We start from the raw sequence: 15,801 nt of genomic DNA, 5'->3' as shown, positions 1-15,801 counted from the left end.
ACGTAAGCTTCGAGAACCGGTACAATCGTTGTGGTGGGATCGGGGTACCTAACGCACGCCGGCTGAAGGCGCTCGACGACGAGAAGCGCTCAAGAAGCGGCTGGCGGAGTCGATGCTGGACGAGACACTTGGAAGCAGCTTCTGAAGCCTTGGTCGTGAGCCTGAATGGTTCCTGCCATGGCGAGTGCCTCAATGGACACGTTTTTCGAGATCCGCTCGAGCATCAGTCGGGTGATAGAGGAACGGAAGACGGATCACGGCCCCACCAGCCGCACGCGAGCCTTAGCGGCTTCGCCTTGAAACGAGCTTGCACCCTGCGCCCGCAAGACCAACTAGCATAAGGGCCAGCTATGAATACGGGAAATCGGGGGCGACCCCAGGCGATACTATCGATCCGGATCGGGGTTTATCGACCTGATTGCAGCCAATTCCTCAGGGCCGCGTTGACCGCCTCTGGGTTCTCGATTGGCGTCATATGACCGCTGCCGGGCACCGCGACCAGCCTGGCCTGCGGCACGAGGCTCGCCATCGCCTCATGCTCGGCGAGCGGCGTCAGCCGGTCCTCCTCGCCGCAGAGGATCAGCACCGGGCAGGTCAGGCCGGCCAGGACCCCGGCGCCATCCTTCCGCAGGATGCTGTTCTGGCGCAGGAAGACCTCGGCGCCGAGGCGCTGCGTCATGCCCCGGATGCGCCCGACGATGTGCTCGTCATGAAGATTGGCCTCGCCGAGATAGGTCTTGAGCAAGCGATCACCGAAGCCGTGGAATGTACCAGGCGCGCGGGCAGCCTTGTCGCGCACCTGTCGTGCCACCGCCCGTTCGGGGTCGTCGGGCTGGATCGAGGTGTCGAGCAGTGCCAGCCGCCCGATGCGCTCCGCGGCGATGCGCGCCATCTCGACGGCGACATAGCCGCCCAGCGAGAAGCCGGCGAGCGCGAAGCGCGGCGGCGCCTGCGCCAGCACGCTCTGCGCCAGCGCCTCAAGGCTCTCGCCCTGCGTGATGTCGGCAACCCGGCAATCGGCGATATCCGCCAGCACCGCGATCTGATCGCGCCACAGCTCGGCGTCGTTCAGGAGACCGGGGATGAGAATGAGCGGAGGCAGAGCCATTGGAAACCGTCCTCGGGCCGACTTTTCACATAAGTTGGAGACGCCGCGGCCGCCAGCTTCAGGCGCCGCTCTCCCCCGCCCGCATCAGAATGGAGCGGGCGCGAAGGCGTACAGGCTCGTCGACCATCGCGCCATCGACCGCTGCCGCGCCGTCGCCGCTCGCCACCACCTTGCGGGCCCAGGCGATCTCGGCGGGATCGGGGGCAAAGCCGGCACGGATCGCCTCGACCTGCCGCGGATGGATGCAGAGCTTGCCGCCGAAGCCGAGTTCGCGGGCATGGCGCGCATCCCCGGCAATCATGGCGGCATTGTCGATCGCGGTGGTCACGCCGTCGATCGGCGGCAGGAGGGATGCAAGCCGCGAGGCCAGCACCAACTCGCTGCGCGCCGCCAGCAAAGCCTCGCGGCTATGGGCACAGCCGAGATCGGCGCAGAAGTCGACGCTGCCGAAGGCGACGCGCGCGACATTGCCGGTCGCCGCGATCCGGCGGGCATCAGCGAGGCCGCGCGCGCTCTCGACCAGTGCGATCACCGGCGTCGGCAGGCGCGCGCACAGATCCGCGAAGGCCTCGCCGGCTTCGGCCTTCGGAACCATCACCGCAGCGAGCTTCAGGCCCATCAGCGCCGCAATATCGGCCTCGTGCCAGGGCGTACCGAGCCCGTTGATCCGCAGGATGATCGGCAGATCGGTGAAGTCATCCCGCAATGCTGCCCGCGCCGCCGCCTTGTCATCGCGGGCGACGGCGTCCTCGAGATCGAGGATGACGGCGTCGCAACCGGCCGAGGCGGCCTTGCCGAAGCGTTCAGGCCGGTTGCCCGGCACGAAGAGTGGAACCAGGCAATCCAGCGCCGCGCTCATGCCCGGTACGCCTTCGCCGACATGCAGGCCGGGCCGCCCTCGCGCGCCGTCCAGAGCTCGAGCCCGCCCTCCGCCTCGCGGGCATGGAGCGCGAAGTCGTCATGCTCGAAGAGCGGGGAAAGCCCGCGGAAGCTGAAGCGCTTCGGCGGCGCGCCCAGGAGCTCGGCGGCATAATTGCAGAGCCAGGCCGCCTGCAACGGGCCGTGGACGACGAGGCCGGGATAGGCCTCGACCTCCCGCGCATAGCTTCGGTCGTAATGGATGCGGTGCGCGTTGAAGGTGAGCGCCGAATAGCGAAACAGCAGTGCCGCCCCGGCCTGCTGCGCGCGCCGATGCGTGCCCGGCTCGTGCGGCGTCGGCGGCGCAGCCTCGGCGCCCGGCACCGCAGCCTCGCGATAGACGATCTCCTGACGCTCCTCCAGGATGAGCGCGCCATCCGCCTCGAGCCGGTGTTCGACCGTGACGAAGCAGAGCGTGCCGCTGCGGCCGTGCTTGACCACGACATCCGCGATCCGCGAGACGCGCCTGACGCGGTCGCCAACCCTCAGATCTCCGTGGAAGGTCACGGCACCGCCCGCCCACATCCGCCGCGGCAGCGGTACCGGCGGCAGGAACCCGCCGCGGCTCGGATGACCGTCGGCCCCAAGCATGGCCGTCGGCGCGGCCGGCTGCGTCAGACAGAAATGGATCAGCTGCGGCAGGATCTCGCCCTGCGGGGCGGGTTCGCCGGGGAAATCCATCGTCGCATGATACTTGCGTGCGAGCTCCTCGCCGACGAGGTCGACAGCGACATCCTCTCGGCCGATCCAGCCGCACAGGTGATCGATATCGAGGGCAGGAGTCGCGTCACTCATGAGGCAGGCCTTCGCTGCTGGTTCGGGCAGTCGTGGAATGGGGCGGCGAGCTGAAGGCTCGCATTCGCGAAGCGGCGGCGGCGCTCATCGGCACCGCCGCCTTGCCTCGCCGATCAGGGCTTCGGCGGCGCAAGGCCCGGAGGCGCGCTCAGGTCGAAGCCTCCCGGCCCCCCACCGATGCCCGGTATCTGGATTGAGTCGAACTGCTTGTTGATCTGCTGCTGGTCGAGCTGCACGGCGGAAGATTTGTAGTGCATCACCATCTGCGGGAAGAAGACGACGAGGGCGACCATGATGCACTGGATCACGACGAAGGGCACGGCGCCCCAGTAGATCTGGCCGGTGGTGACCGGCTCCATCATCTTGCCGGTGACCTTGTCCTTGTAGCGTTCCTTCGGCGCGACCGAGCGCAGGAAGAACAGCGCGAAGCCGAAGGGCGGGTGCATGAACGAGGTCTGCATGTTGACGCCGAGGATGACGCCGAACCAGATCAGGTCGATGCCGAGCTTGTCGGCGGCCGGTCCGAGCAGCGGCACGATGATGAAGGCGAGCTCGAAGAAGTCGAGGAAGAAGGCGAGCAGGAAGACCATCACGTTGACGACGATCAGGAAGCCCGTCGCGCCGCCGGGCAGCCCGACCAAGAGATGCTCGACCCAGATATGGCCGTTGACGCCGTAGAAGGTCAGCGAGAACACGCGCGCGCCGACCAGGATGAACAGCACGAAGGCCGAGAGCTTGGCGGTCGACTCGGTCGCTTGCCGGAGCAGGTCGAAGGTCATGCGCTTCTTGCCCCAGGCGAGCAGGATCGCGCCGGCCGCGCCCATGGCGCCGCCCTCGGTCGGTGTGGCGAGGCCGATGAAGATGGTGCCGAGCACGAGGAAGATCAGCGCCAGCGGCGGCACCATCACGAAGATCACCTGCTCGGTCATGCGCGACAGCAGGTTGAGCTTCAGGCCCTTGTTGACCAGCGCGATGACGAAGGCGACCGCGACCATGATCGACATGGTCAGGATGACGAAGTCGGCGCCCGCGGTGACCTTGGTGAAGAGCTTCATATAGGCGTAGGCGACGGCGAAGCAGAGCAGCGTCACGACCAGCAGCGAGAAGCGCCGGATCTTGCCGTCGGCATCGCGCAGGGTCTGGGCCTCCGGCGGCAGCCCCGGAGCGCGTTTCGGGTAGACGATGGTGATCAGGAAGACATAGCCGGCATAGAGCGAGGCCAGCACCAGGCCGGGAATGAAGGCGCCTTCATACATGTCGCCGACCGAGCGGCCGAGCTGGTCGGCGAGCACGATCAGGACGAGCGAGGGCGGGATGATCTGGGCGAGCGTGCCCGACGCCGCGATGACGCCCGAGGCGAGGCGCCGGTCATAGCCGTAGCGCAGCATGATCGGCAGCGAGATCAGGCCCATCGAGATCACCGAGGCGGCGACGACGCCGGTGGTGGCGGCGAGCAGCGCGCCGACGAAGATCACCGCATAGGCGAGGCCGCCGCGGACCGGGCCGAAGAGCTGGCCGATCGTGTCGAGCAGGTCCTCGGCCATGCCCGAGCGCTCCAGCACCAGCCCCATGAAGGTGAAGAACGGGATGGCGAGCAGCACGTCATTGTTCATCGTGCCGTAGATGCGCTCCGGCAGGGCCTGCAGGAAGTTCTCCTGGAACATGCCGAGCTCGATGCCGACGAGGGCAAAGAGCAGGCCGTTGGCGGCGAGCGCGAAGGCGACGGGATAGCCGAGCAGGAGGAAGATCACGAGCGCGGCGAACATCACCGGCGCCATGTTTTCGCGCAGGAAGTCGCCGAAGCCGGCGGCCTGGGCATCACCGGTGTGCAGGCTGAAGAAGGCGGCGGCGGTGAGCGCGAGCAGCAGCGCGCAGGCGCGGGCGGAGCGGGCGAGGGTCATGGAAGCTGTCCGGGAATCTGCTGCTGGGCTCACGGGGCGAGGCCTTCGGCCTTCGCCTGGTCGAGCAGGCGTTGGGCCTCCGCCTCCGCAGCGGCGGCGTGGCCGCGCAGGGTCTCGTCATCTTCGAGGTCGCCGCGCATGATCGCGACCTGCTTGATGATCTCCGAGATGCCTTGGAAGCTCAGCATCACGAAGCCGATCACGACCAGGCCCTTGGCCGGCCATTGCGGCAGGCCGCCGGCCGAGAGCGACTGCTCGTTGATCTCGTAGGAACGCAGGAAGAAGGGCCAGGAATGATAGACGATGAGCAGGGCGAACGGCATCAGGAAGAGCACATGGCCGAGAAGCTCGATCCATTGGCGGACCCGCTTGGGCAGCATGCTGTTCACGATGTCGATGCGGATGTGCTCCTTCACCTGCAGCGTCCATGAGGCACAGAGCAGGAAGACCGCGCCGAACAGCATCCATTGCAGCTCGAGCCAGGCATTCGACGAGACGCTGAAGACCTTGCGGACGATGGCATTCATCGTCGCGACGGCTACCGCGACTAGGATCAGCCAGGCGATCTTCTTGCCGATCTGGCCGTTGACCGTTTCGATGGCCCGGCTGATCGCGAGGAGCTGTTTCATACCGTCTCCGACAGGTTGTCGAGGAGATCGCTCCTCAGCACTTTCTGGGGGTTCATCAGGTTCAGCGGATCGAAGCAGCGCTTAAGCCGCGCCATCATTTCGAGCTCGACCGGGCTCTTGTAGTGCTGCAGTTCCGTGATGCGCAGCCGCCCGACGCCATGCTCGGCGGTGATCGAGCCGCCGAGCTGCGAGACGATGTCGTGGACGATCCGGTTCACCTCCGGCAGGCGGGCCTGCCAGAGATCGGCGGGCTCGCCCTCGGCCTGGATCGGGTTGAAATGGATATTGCCGTCGCCGAGATGGCCGAAGGCGAAGGAACGGATACCGGGAAAGCGCTGCGAGAGCGCGGTATTCGCCTCCACGATGAAGCGATCGACCTGCGAGATCGGCACGGAGACATCATGCTTGAACGATGATCCCTCCAGCCGCTGCCCCTCCGGTGCGCCTTCGCGGATGCGCCAGAGTGCAGCCGCCTGTGCGGCTGAGGAAGCGATGACGCCGTCGAGCAGCTCTTCGGCCTCGAGCCCCGCCTCGAAGACCGGGAGCAACCGCGCCTCCAGCGCTTCGGCCGCGCCCTGGCCGGCGAGTTCGAGCAGCAGATACCAGGGATAGGCCTGTTCCAACGGATCCTGGATCTGGCTGTTGTGTTTGCGCGCGATCTCGACGCAGGCCCGCTCCATCAGTTCGCAGGAGGTGATGGATTCGCCGAGCGCGGCCTTGGCGCGGCGTAGCCAGGCGACGGCCTGTGCTGGCGAGCCCGTCGCGAGGAAGGCGGTGGCCGTCGCTTCCGGCAAGGGCAGGAGCTTCAGCGTGGCGCCGGTGATGATGCCGAGCGTGCCTTCGGCGCCGATGAAGATCTGCTTCAGGTCGTAGCCGGCATTGTCCTTGCGTAAGCCGCGCAGACCGTCCCAGACGCGTCCATCCGGCAGAACGACTTCGAGACCCGCCACGAGATTGCGGGCCGTGCCATAGCGGACCGCCTGAACGCCGCCGGCATTGGTCGAGAGGTTGCCGCCGATCTGGCAGCTGCCTTCGGCTCCGAGGCTGAGGGGGAACAGCCGGCCGGCTTCGCGCGCCGCGTCCTGGATGCTTGCGAGCACGCAGCCGGCATCGACGGTGATCGTGTCATTGTCGAGGTCGAGAGCCCGGATGCGGTTCATCCGCGTCGTCGAAATCACGATCTCGGAATCGTCGCCATGGGGCTGACTCGCGCCGGTCAGGCCAGTATTGCCGCCTTGCGGGACGATCGGCGTGCGGGTGCGGTGGCAGATCGCCACAACCGCGGCGAGCTCGGCCGTGTTCGCCGGCTGCACGACGAGAGGAACGCGGCCCTTCCAGCCGTCACGCCATGCCACCATCAGCGGCTGCATCTGGTCGCGGTCGGTGATCACGCCGCGCTCGCCGACGATGGCGCGGATCGGCTCGAGAACCTCCCTTGCGAAGCGGGCGGGATCACGCAGCAATCCGCCGGCGTCGCTCAAGCTGTCAGCCATGTTCGTCCTCCTTTGCAGGGAAGCGCGGGCGCCGGGCGGCGTTACCGACCAGACCGAGATGAAGGGCGGATTCGTTCCGGAGCTCCGGCTCCGGCGCGGCTTCAGACGCTGCGGCCACCGTCGATGTCGAGGACCACGCCCGTCAGGAAGGATGCCTCATCCGAGGCGAGATAGAGCGCCGCATTGGCGACGTCGTCGGGATGTCCGAGGCGGCCGAGCGGCACGATCCCGCGCATCTGATCCCGCATTTCGGGGGAATCCGTGCCGAGGAAAGTCGCGAGCAGCGGCGTTTCCGTCGCGACCGGGGCCAGCGCGCAGACGCGGATGCGGTCGGGAGCCAGTTCGAGCGCCAGCGTCTTGGTGACGTTGTGCACCGCGCCCTTGCTGGCATTGTACCAGGCGAGGCCGGGGCGCGGGCGGTTGCCTGCCGTCGAGCCGACATTGAGGATGACGCCGCCGCCCTGGCTGCGCATCACGGGGACGGTCGCGTTGCAGTAGTGGAAGATCGACTTCAGGTTGACCGCGAAGACGCGATCGAACTCGGCTTCGGAGACGGCCTCGAACGGCCCTTTGGCGTGGCTCGAGCCGGCATTGTTGACCAGAATGTCCAGCTTGCCGAAGGCCTCGACGGTCCTGGCCACCGAAGCCTGCACCTCGGCCGCCTTGGTGACGTCCGACTGAATCGCGATCGCGGAAGCACCGAAGCGGGCTGCGGTCGCGGCTGCTGCATCCCCGTTCCAGTCGACGACGGCGACCTTCGCGCCTTCCGCCACGAAACGCTCGACCATGGCCAGGCCGAGCCCGGATGCCGCACCCGTCACGAGCGCGACGCGATCCTTCAGACGCATCGACGTTTCCTTCCTTCCGCCCGCGGGCGTGCCCGGCTTGCCCGAGCTGCTGAAAGGCCTCGACGGCCAACTAGCTGGCCGTCGGACCCCGGTTTCCTCCATCTGGCGGAGGTCGCCGCCGTCGGGCCAGTCGAGCTGGGCGCATAGCAGCTATAAGCGAAAAGGTAGGGGCCCGATTTCAGCCGATTGCTTCGGGGCTTTCCCGATCAGGGCGCGGCCGCGGTCGCGGGCTTTCGAGGTTGCGTGTGACGCCGCGCAGAATGTCGAGCGGAACGAGGCGCGCGACCTCGTCCTGCACGATCCGCATCACAGCGCGCGTCAGTGGCGTGATCGGCTGGTTAGCCGGCGTCGCGAGCACGAGCAGGGCGCGCATCGCGGAGGAGCGAAACGGACGCACGCGGAGCCGTCCGTCCCGCACTTCCCGGTGGACTGCGCCAAAAGGTAGCACGGTCGGGCCGACACCGCGCTCGACCAACTGCTTCAGCGCCGCGACGCAGTCGACCTCCGTCAGGACGCGCGGGCGCACGCCTTCGGCCGCGCAGGCGGCATCGACCACCCGGCGCAGCCCGTTCTCCGGTCCCGGCAGGACACAGGCGCGACTCGCCAGTTCCGGCAGCGAGACCGGTTCGAGCGGCGCATCGGCACGCGCCGATGGCGGCTCGACCATGAACAGGTCTTCGAGCATGAGCGGCGTCGCGATCAGGCTGCGGCTGCTGCGCGCATCATAGAGCACGGCGATGTCGACCCGCGCGGCTTCGGTCCATTCGAGCAGCACGGCGCTGAAGGCCTCGCGCAAGCGCAACTGCGCGCGCGGAAACTCGGCGGAAAAACGCAGCGCGAGATCCGCCCCCATGCTGGCGGAGAGCGAAGGCGGCATGCCGAGCGATACGCTGCCGGTATTGTCGATGGCGCCGGCCGCGAGCTCGGTCCGGACATCCGACAATTGCCGCATCACGTCCTGCGCCACCTCCTCGAACCGGCGGCCGGCATCGGTGAGCGAGACGCCGCGGCCATGGCGGTAGAGCAGGCTCTGCTGCAGCGACGCCTCGAGATTGCCGATCTGGCGGCTGAGCGCCGGTTGGCTGATGCCGAGCCGGACCGCAGCCCGCGACAGGCTGCCCGCCGCAACCGTTTCGAGAAAATAGCGGATTTGCTGGAGGTCCATGCTGCGGTCTCTTCGTGCTGGCCCTGTGGTAGCGGTTATAGCTCTTATCTACCAGACTGCATGGCCGAACCGGCTGGGATCGCTAGGTTGCGGGCCAGAGTGACCGCACCTGCATGTGGAATTGCGAGCAAGGGAGCGGCGAACGAAGAGGAAGACCAGGGATGTCGCCCCGCCTGCCGGCAGATTGCCTTTCCAAGGACCACGAGCCCCACTTCCCCTTGCCGGCTCGCTGACGCGATGAGCACGATCCTGAACGGGCTTCGCGTCGTCGAGGTCTCGGCCTTCATCGCAGCCCCCCTGGGCGGCATGACGCTGGCGCAACTTGGCGCCGAGGTGATCCGTATCGACCCGATCGGCGGCAATATCGACTATCGCCGCTGGCCGCTCGCGCCCTCCGGCGCCAGCCTCTATTGGGCCAGTCTCAACAAGGGCAAGCGCTCGATCGCGATCGCCCTCGACAAGCCCGAAGGGCAGGAACTGGCCAGCGCCCTGATCGCGCAGCCCGGCGAGGATGCCGGCATCCTCCTGACCAACCTGCCCGCCAGCGGCTGGATGGGCCACGAGGCTCTGTCGCAGCGCCGCGAAGACCTGATCAGCCTGCGCCTGACCGGCAACCACGACGGCAGCGGCGCCGTCGACTACACGGTGAACTGCGCCTCGGGCTTTCCGCTGGCGACCGGCAGGGGGGCGGAGCCGGTCAACCATGTCCTGCCGGCCTGGGACATCGCGGCGGGGCTCTATCTCGCAACCGGGCTGCTCGCGGCGGAGCGGGCTCGGCGCCTCGACGGCAAGGGCCGGCAGGTGTCGCTCGCGCTATCGGACGTGATGCTCGCGAGTGTCGGCAATCTCGGCTACATCGCCGACTATCAGGTCAACGGCGCGGTGCGTCCGCCGCTCGGCAATGATCTCTATGGCGCGCTCGGCCGCGACTTTGCCACCGCTGATGGGCGGCATGTCATGATCGTCGCGATCTCCAACCGGCAATGGCATGCGATCGGCCGCGCCACCGGCCTGACCGAGAAGCTTGCAATGATCGGCCCGATGATGGACGCCGATCTCAATACGGAAGGCGGCCGCTTCACCGCGCGGGCCGCGATCTTCGCCGTGCTCGAACGCTGGTGCGCCGCGCGCAGCCTCGCCGAGATCGAAGCCGCCTTCGACGGCACCGGCGTGCTGTGGGGACCCTACAGGGATTTCGGGCAGCTGGTCCGCGAGGATGCCCGCTGTTCGGTGGCGAACCCGATGTTCGGCACGATCGAGCAGCCCGGGGCAGGCCCGATCCTGGCGCCCGGCTCGCCGCTGGCCTTCTCGGCCGGCGCGCGTCGGCCGCCCTTGCCCGCGCCGCAGCTCGGCCAGGACACCGAGGCCGTGCTCTCCGAAAGGCTGGGGCTTACGACTGCAGCCATCGGTAGGCTTCTCCAGACCGGCATCGTCGCCGGTCCCCGTACCGCCTGATTCTGGGATCGATCATGCTGAAGACGACCGACCACGACACGCTGCTTTCGACCTGCGCCACCCTGCTTTCCGCCGCCGAAACCCTGCATGCGGCGACGCGTGCCGCGGTCGCGCAGTTGCTTGCGCCGGGCGGGCGCGTCGATGCCGGGCTCGTCGAGGCGCACCAGTTCGCCGCGCACGGCTTCGCCTGGCAAGGCACCTATGTCGAAGCGCTCCGGCAGAGCCTCGCCTGGGCCGAGCGCCTCGCGACCAGCGGCCGGCTCAGCCCGGCGGACGCGGCCATGCTGCATCTCGGCTTCGCCGAATACGGCGCACAGCTCGCCGGTGGCATCGCCATGAGCCAGACCGAAACGGTGCGCCCCTCGGATATGGGCGTGGAGGCGGATGTCGTCGCGGACTTTACCGCCGAGCCGGCGCTGGCGCGGCTCGCGCACGCCCCGGCGCTCGAAGCTGCAAGGCGAGCGCTTTCCGTCGAGCTCGCGGAAGGGCGTTTCGGGACGCTCGGCCTCGACGACGACATCCTCGAGGCGACTCGCGAGCAATTTCTGCGCTTTGCTGCGAGCGAGGTCACGCCGCATGCGCCGGGCTGGCACGCCCGTGACGAGCTGATCCCACTAGAGCTCGTGCAGAAGCTTGCCGATATGGGCGTGTTCGGCCTGACGATTCCGGAAGAGCATGGCGGCACCGGCCTAGGCAAGGTGGCGATGTGCCTGGTCTCCGAGGCGCTGAGCGGCGGCTACATCGGCGTCGGCTCGCTCGGCACCCGCTCCGAGATCGCCGGCGAGCTGATCAGGCTCGGTGGCACCGAGGAACAGAAGGCGCGCTGGCTGCCCAGCCTCGCCTCCGGCGAGATCCTGCCGACCGCGGTCTTCACCGAGCCGAACACCGGCTCCGATCTCGGCAGCCTGCGGACGCGGGCGGTGCGTGAGGGCGACGTCTACCGCGTCTATGGCGCCAAGACTTGGATCACCCATGGCGCCCGCTCCGACCTGATGACCCTGCTCGTACGCACGGACCCGCAGAGCACCGACTATCGCGGCCTGTCGATGCTGCTGGCCGAGAAGCCGCGTGGCAGCGAGGCCGATCCATTCCCGGCGCCGGGCATGAGCGGCACCGAGATCCCCGTGCTCGGCTATCGCGGTATGAAGGAATACGAGATCTCCTTCGATGGTTTCACGGTGCCGGCCTCCAACCTGCTTGGCGGCGTCGAGGGTCAGGGCTTCAAGCAGTTGATGGAGACCTTCGAGAGCGCCCGGATCCAGACCGCCGCGCGTGCGCTCGGCGTCGCCCAGAATGCGCTCGAGCTGGGCCTCGCCTATGCGCAGAGCCGGGTCCAGTTCGGCAAGGCGCTGCTCGCCTTCCCGCGCGTGCACGCCAAACTCGCCTTCATGGCAACCGAGACGATGATGGCGCGGCAGCTCTCCTATTTCGCCGCCCGGCAGAAGGATGCCGACCGGCGCTGCGACATCGAGGCCGGCATGGCCAAGCTGCTCGCCGCGCGCGTCGCCTTCAGCAACGCCGATTGCGCGCTACAGATCCATGGCGGCAACGGCTATGCGCTCGAATACCCGATCAGCCGCGTGCTCTGCGACGCCCGCATCCTGTCGATTTTCGAGGGCGCGGCCGAAATCCAGGCCCAGGTCATCGCGCGCGGCCTGCTGGGCCGCGCCAACTAACACGCTCAACCATGTTCGCCGCGCACCCCAGGGGGCGTGGCGAACTGCCGTCCATGCAAAAAAGAAGGGACCGAAAGCGGTTGTCGTTTTCGGTCCCTTCTGCGTTCGGTTGTTTCCCCGGGACTCCCTTGCGGACCGGCCCGGGAAGTGATCAGCGACGGAGCGCCCTCAGGACGAGGCTGTCATAAGAGTATTCGGAGACCTGATTCCAGATCGCCGATTCCTGCTGGAAGCGCTTGGTGCTCTCGTAGATCTTCTTGAACTCGGCGTTGCTGGAGGAGAGTTCCTCGTACATCTCCTGCGAGGCCTTGTAGGCCGCGTCGATGATCGGGGCCGGGAAGGCGCGCAGCTTGGCACCGCTCGCCACCACGCGGCGCAGTGCCGGCGGGTTGAGATTGTCGTAGCGCGCGACCGCGTCGATGTTAGCGAGCGCCGCGGCCGACGTCAGGGCCGCCTGATAGTGCTTCGGCAGCTTCTCCCACTGCTTGGCGTTGATGAAGAAGTGCTCCATCGAGGTGCCGTCCCAGAAGCCGGGATAGTAGTAGAAGGGGGCGACGCGGTAGAGGCCGAGTCGCTCGTCGTCATACGGGCCATTGAACTCGGCGGCGTCGATCGTGCCGCGCTCGAGCGCCGGGTAGATGTCGCCGCCGCCGACCTGCTGCGGCACCGCGCCGAGCTTGGCGAGGATGCTGCCGCCCAGGCCGGAAATGCGGAACTTCAAGCCCTTGAGGTCCGCGACATCGGCGATCTCCTTGCGGAACCAGCCGCCCATCTGGCAGCCCGTATTGCCGCCCGGCAGCGCCACGATGTTGAACTTGCGGTAGAAATCGTCGAGCAGCTTCTTGCCTTCGCCATGATAGACCCAGGCGTTCTGCTGGCGCGTGTTCAGCCCGAATGGCACATGGGTGCCGAGCGCGAAGGTTGGGTCCTTGCCGACATAGTAGTAGGAAGCCGTGTGGCAGATCTCGACGGTGTCGTTCGAGACGGCGTCCATGGCCTGGAGGGCCGGGACGACCTCGCCGGCGGCGAAGACCTGGATCTGGAACTTGCCGTCAGTGGCCTCGGCCAGGTTCTTCGCCATGACCTCGGCGCAGCCGTAGAGCACGTCGATATTCTTCGGGAAGCTGGAAACCAGCCGCCAGCGGATGTTGGGCTCGCTCTGTGCGATTGCGGGCGACGCAATCGCGGCGCCTGCTGCAGCGCCGGCCGCTGCCGTTTTCAGAAAATCGCGTTTCCTCATGCTTTCCTCCAGGCCCCCTCAACATAAGAGGTTTATTCATTTGTTGAATTTATAATTCAAATCTAGCATGAGGCTCCGGATGGTGCTAGTCGAATTTCATTCCCGTCCGCGCCAGGCGCGGACGGTTGATGAAACCATCGATGGAGTGCTGCAGCGATGCTCGAGAAGAATCTGATTGGCGGAAACTGGGTCGGCGGCGCGCAGGCTCTCGAAATCCGCAACCCCTCCGACCTCAGCGACGTGATCGCGACCTACGGCCTCGCCGGCAAGAGCGAGGTCGAGGCGGCCTTCGTCGCCGCCCGCAAGGCCCAGCCGGCCTGGGGCCGTGCGACGCTGGAGCAGCGCTCGCTGGTGCTCGAGGCGATTGCCCGCGGCATCTTCGACAACAAGGACAAGCTCGCCCAGATCCTCGCTCGCGAGGGCGGCAAGACCGTTCCGGACGCGCTCGGCGAGGTGACGCGCGCGGCCCATATCGCGCGCTTCTTTGCCGGCGAAGCCTTGCGCATGCCGGGCGAGAAGCTCGGATCGGTACGGCCGAACGTCGATGTCGAGATCACTCGTGATCCGGTCGGCGTCGTCGGCCTGATCACGCCGTGGAACTTCCCCGTAGCGACGCCGATGTGGAAGATCGCGCCGGCGCTCGCCTTCGGTAACGGCGTGGTCTGGAAGCCGTCCGAGAAGACGCCCGGCATTTCCGTCGCGATCGCCGAGATCGTCGCCGCTTCCGGCATCCCGGCGGGCGTCTTCAACCTACTGATCGGTGCCGGACCTGATGTCGGCGCCGCCGTCATCGCCAATGCCGACGCGATTTCGTTCACCGGCTCCTCGACCACCGGCCGGCGCATCGCTGTCGCCTGCGCCGAACGGCTGATCCGCTGTCAGATGGAGATGGGCGGCAAGAACCCGCTGGTCGTGCTCGACGATGCCGATCTCGAGCTCGCCGCCGACCTCGCGGTCAACGGTGCCTTCTTCCAGCAGGGCCAGCGCTGCACCGCGTCGAGCCGCCTGATCGTGACGAGCGGCATTCATGACGCCTTCGTCAAGGCCTGCGCCGAGCGCGTCGCCAAGCTCCGCGTCGGCCATGCACTCAGGGCCGAAACCCAGATCGGTCCGGTGATCGACGACAGCCAGTTCCAGAAGAATCTCGGCTACATCGACATCGCCAAGGGCGAGAATGCGCGCCTGGCCGCCGGTGGAGAAGCGCTCGAGCTCGACACCAAGGGCTACTACATCGCCCCGACCCTGTTCGCCGACACGACGAACGCGATGCGTATCAACCGCGAGGAAGTGTTCGGCCCGGTTGCGACCATCATCCGCGTCGCCGATTACGAGGAGGCCCTCGCCGTCGCCAACGACACCGATTACGGGCTGTCGGCCGGCATCTGCACCACCTCGATGAAACATGCCCGGCATTTCCAGCGCAATGTCGAGGCCGGCATGACCATGCTCAACCTGCCGACGGCCGGCGTCGATTACCACACGCCGTTCGGCGGCCGGAAGGCGTCGAGCTACGGGCCGCGCGAGCAGGGCCGCTACGCCGTCGAGTTCTACACCCAGATCAAGACCAGCTACCTGCTGGCCTGAGCGACAAGACCAATCCGGAGGAAACGCTCATGACCAACCCGAAAATCGGTTTCATCGGCCTCGGCAGGATGGGGCGCCCGATGGCGTCCAACCTGCAGCGCAAGGGCTTCGCGACGCTCTCCTATGACGTCAATCCGCAGGGCATCGCGGCTCTGGTCGAGCTCGGCGGCCGTGCCGCCGGCTCGATCGCCGAGCTCGCCAGCCAATCGGACATCATCTTCACGATGCTGCCGGCCCATCCTGAAGTGCGCGCCGTCGTGCTCGACGGGATCGTGCCCAATGCCAGGCCCGGCACACTCGTCGTCGATATGAGCACGATCGACCCGCTTGCGACCGACGAGGTCGCGGCGGCGGTCGAGGCTGCCGGCCTCGGCTTCGTCGACGCGCCGGTCGGCCGGCTCGCGACCCATGCCGATCGCGGCGAGTGCCTGTTCATGGTCGGCGCGTCCCAGGAGCATTTCGCGCGCGTCAAGCCGATGCTCGAGGCGATGGGCACGACGATCCATCATTGCGGCCCGGCCGGCGCCGGCATCCGCATGAAGGTGGTGAACAACTATCTGGCGATCGCCGCCTGCCAGCTCAACGCCGAGACACTGACGCTCGCGGCGCGTTTCGGCCTCGACGTCGAGCGCACCATCGACATCCTCAACGGCACCACCGCCACTAACGGCCACCTCAAGACCAATTTCCCGGTCAAGGTGCTGGCCGGCGATATCGAGCCAGGCTTCCAGATCGACCTCGCCCATAAGGATCTCGGTCTCGCCTTGACCTCGGCCTCGTCGATGAAGGTGCCGCTCGCCATGGGAGCGGCGGCGCGCGAATGCCTGCAGCTCGCCCGCTCGCGCGGCTTCGGCGGCAAGGACTTCTCGGCGCTGCTCGATGCCTGGTGCGACCTTGCCGGCGTCGAGGCTCCGCGGCTGCCGTCCAAGAACTGACCCAGAACTGACCTTCCGTAGCGGAAGCCGATAGCGCTTCCCGAGAGCTGCTGC

General features: G+C 67.2%; 13 protein-coding genes. 4 read left to right on the top strand and 9 right to left on the bottom strand.

Annotation, left to right across the window (positions count from 1 at the left end):
• Positions 1–406: 406 nt before the first annotated feature.
• The 8 genes from DK26_RS16775 to DK26_RS16740 form a co-directional block, all read right to left on the bottom strand.
• A complete protein-coding gene (locus tag DK26_RS16775; protein WP_066474834.1) occupies positions 407–1,108 on the bottom strand; it encodes an alpha/beta hydrolase in 702 nt (233 codons plus the stop codon).
• A gap of 58 nt (positions 1,109–1,166) precedes the next feature.
• On the bottom strand, positions 1,167–1,967 hold the full coding sequence (locus tag DK26_RS16770; RefSeq protein WP_066474832.1) for a CoA ester lyase: 801 nt from the start codon (positions 1,965–1,967) through the stop codon (positions 1,167–1,169).
• Entirely contained in the window at positions 1,964–2,821 is an 858-nt protein-coding gene (locus DK26_RS16765) for a MaoC family dehydratase N-terminal domain-containing protein (protein WP_066474830.1), read from the bottom strand. Before DK26_RS16765 ends, DK26_RS16770 begins: the two co-directional genes overlap by 4 nt.
• A gap of 113 nt (positions 2,822–2,934) precedes the next feature.
• Positions 2,935–4,599: a TRAP transporter large permease subunit gene (locus DK26_RS16760; protein ID WP_066475555.1), complete on the bottom strand. Its 1,665-nt coding sequence runs from the start codon at positions 4,597–4,599 to the stop codon at positions 2,935–2,937.
• 152 nt (positions 4,600–4,751) lie between these two features.
• Entirely contained in the window at positions 4,752–5,351 is a 600-nt protein-coding gene (locus tag DK26_RS16755; protein WP_066474827.1) for a TRAP transporter small permease subunit, read from the bottom strand.
• Positions 5,348–6,844, bottom strand: coding sequence for an FAD-binding oxidoreductase (locus DK26_RS16750; protein WP_066474819.1), 1,497 nt, complete (start codon positions 6,842–6,844; stop codon positions 5,348–5,350). The genes DK26_RS16755 and DK26_RS16750 overlap by 4 nt, the downstream gene beginning before the upstream one ends.
• A 101-nt stretch (positions 6,845–6,945) precedes the next feature.
• Positions 6,946–7,692, bottom strand: coding sequence for a glucose 1-dehydrogenase (locus DK26_RS16745; protein WP_066474818.1), 747 nt, complete (start codon positions 7,690–7,692; stop codon positions 6,946–6,948).
• A gap of 178 nt (positions 7,693–7,870) precedes the next feature.
• Positions 7,871–8,857: a LysR family transcriptional regulator gene (locus DK26_RS16740; RefSeq protein WP_066474817.1), complete on the bottom strand. Its 987-nt coding sequence runs from the start codon at positions 8,855–8,857 to the stop codon at positions 7,871–7,873.
• Between the two features lie 237 nt (positions 8,858–9,094).
• On the opposite strand from DK26_RS16740, the gene DK26_RS16735 reads away from it, so the two are divergent.
• Positions 9,095–10,312: a CoA transferase gene (locus DK26_RS16735; protein WP_066474816.1), complete on the top strand. Its 1,218-nt coding sequence runs from the start codon at positions 9,095–9,097 to the stop codon at positions 10,310–10,312.
• A gap of 14 nt (positions 10,313–10,326) precedes the next feature.
• Positions 10,327–11,988 carry an acyl-CoA dehydrogenase family protein gene (locus DK26_RS16730; RefSeq protein ID WP_066474814.1) on the top strand — a complete coding sequence of 554 codons (1,662 nt, stop codon included), beginning with the start codon at positions 10,327–10,329 and terminating at the stop codon, positions 11,986–11,988.
• A gap of 151 nt (positions 11,989–12,139) precedes the next feature.
• Here DK26_RS16730 and dctP read toward each other — a convergent pair whose 3' ends face one another.
• On the bottom strand, positions 12,140–13,228 hold the full coding sequence (gene dctP, locus DK26_RS16725; RefSeq protein ID WP_066474811.1) for a TRAP transporter substrate-binding protein DctP: 1,089 nt from the start codon (positions 13,226–13,228) through the stop codon (positions 12,140–12,142).
• A 156-nt stretch (positions 13,229–13,384) separates the two neighbouring features.
• On the opposite strand from dctP, the gene DK26_RS16720 reads away from it, so the two are divergent.
• Both DK26_RS16720 and DK26_RS16715 read left to right on the top strand, forming a co-directional pair.
• On the top strand, positions 13,385–14,812 hold the full coding sequence (locus tag DK26_RS16720) for an aldehyde dehydrogenase family protein (RefSeq protein WP_066474808.1): 1,428 nt from the start codon (positions 13,385–13,387) through the stop codon (positions 14,810–14,812).
• Entirely contained in the window at positions 14,809–15,747 is a 939-nt protein-coding gene (locus DK26_RS16715; RefSeq protein WP_282568044.1) for an NAD(P)-binding domain-containing protein, read from the top strand. Before DK26_RS16720 ends, DK26_RS16715 begins: the two co-directional genes overlap by 4 nt.
• Positions 15,748–15,801: the final 54 nt, after the last annotated feature.

The sequence above is a fragment of the Allobosea sp. WAO genome (genome assembly GCF_001509835.1).
Lineage (GTDB): Bacteria > Pseudomonadota > Alphaproteobacteria > Rhizobiales > Beijerinckiaceae > Allobosea.
The sequence above is the reverse complement of the archived record's forward strand: the minus strand, read 5'-3'. Positions and strand labels throughout refer to the sequence as shown.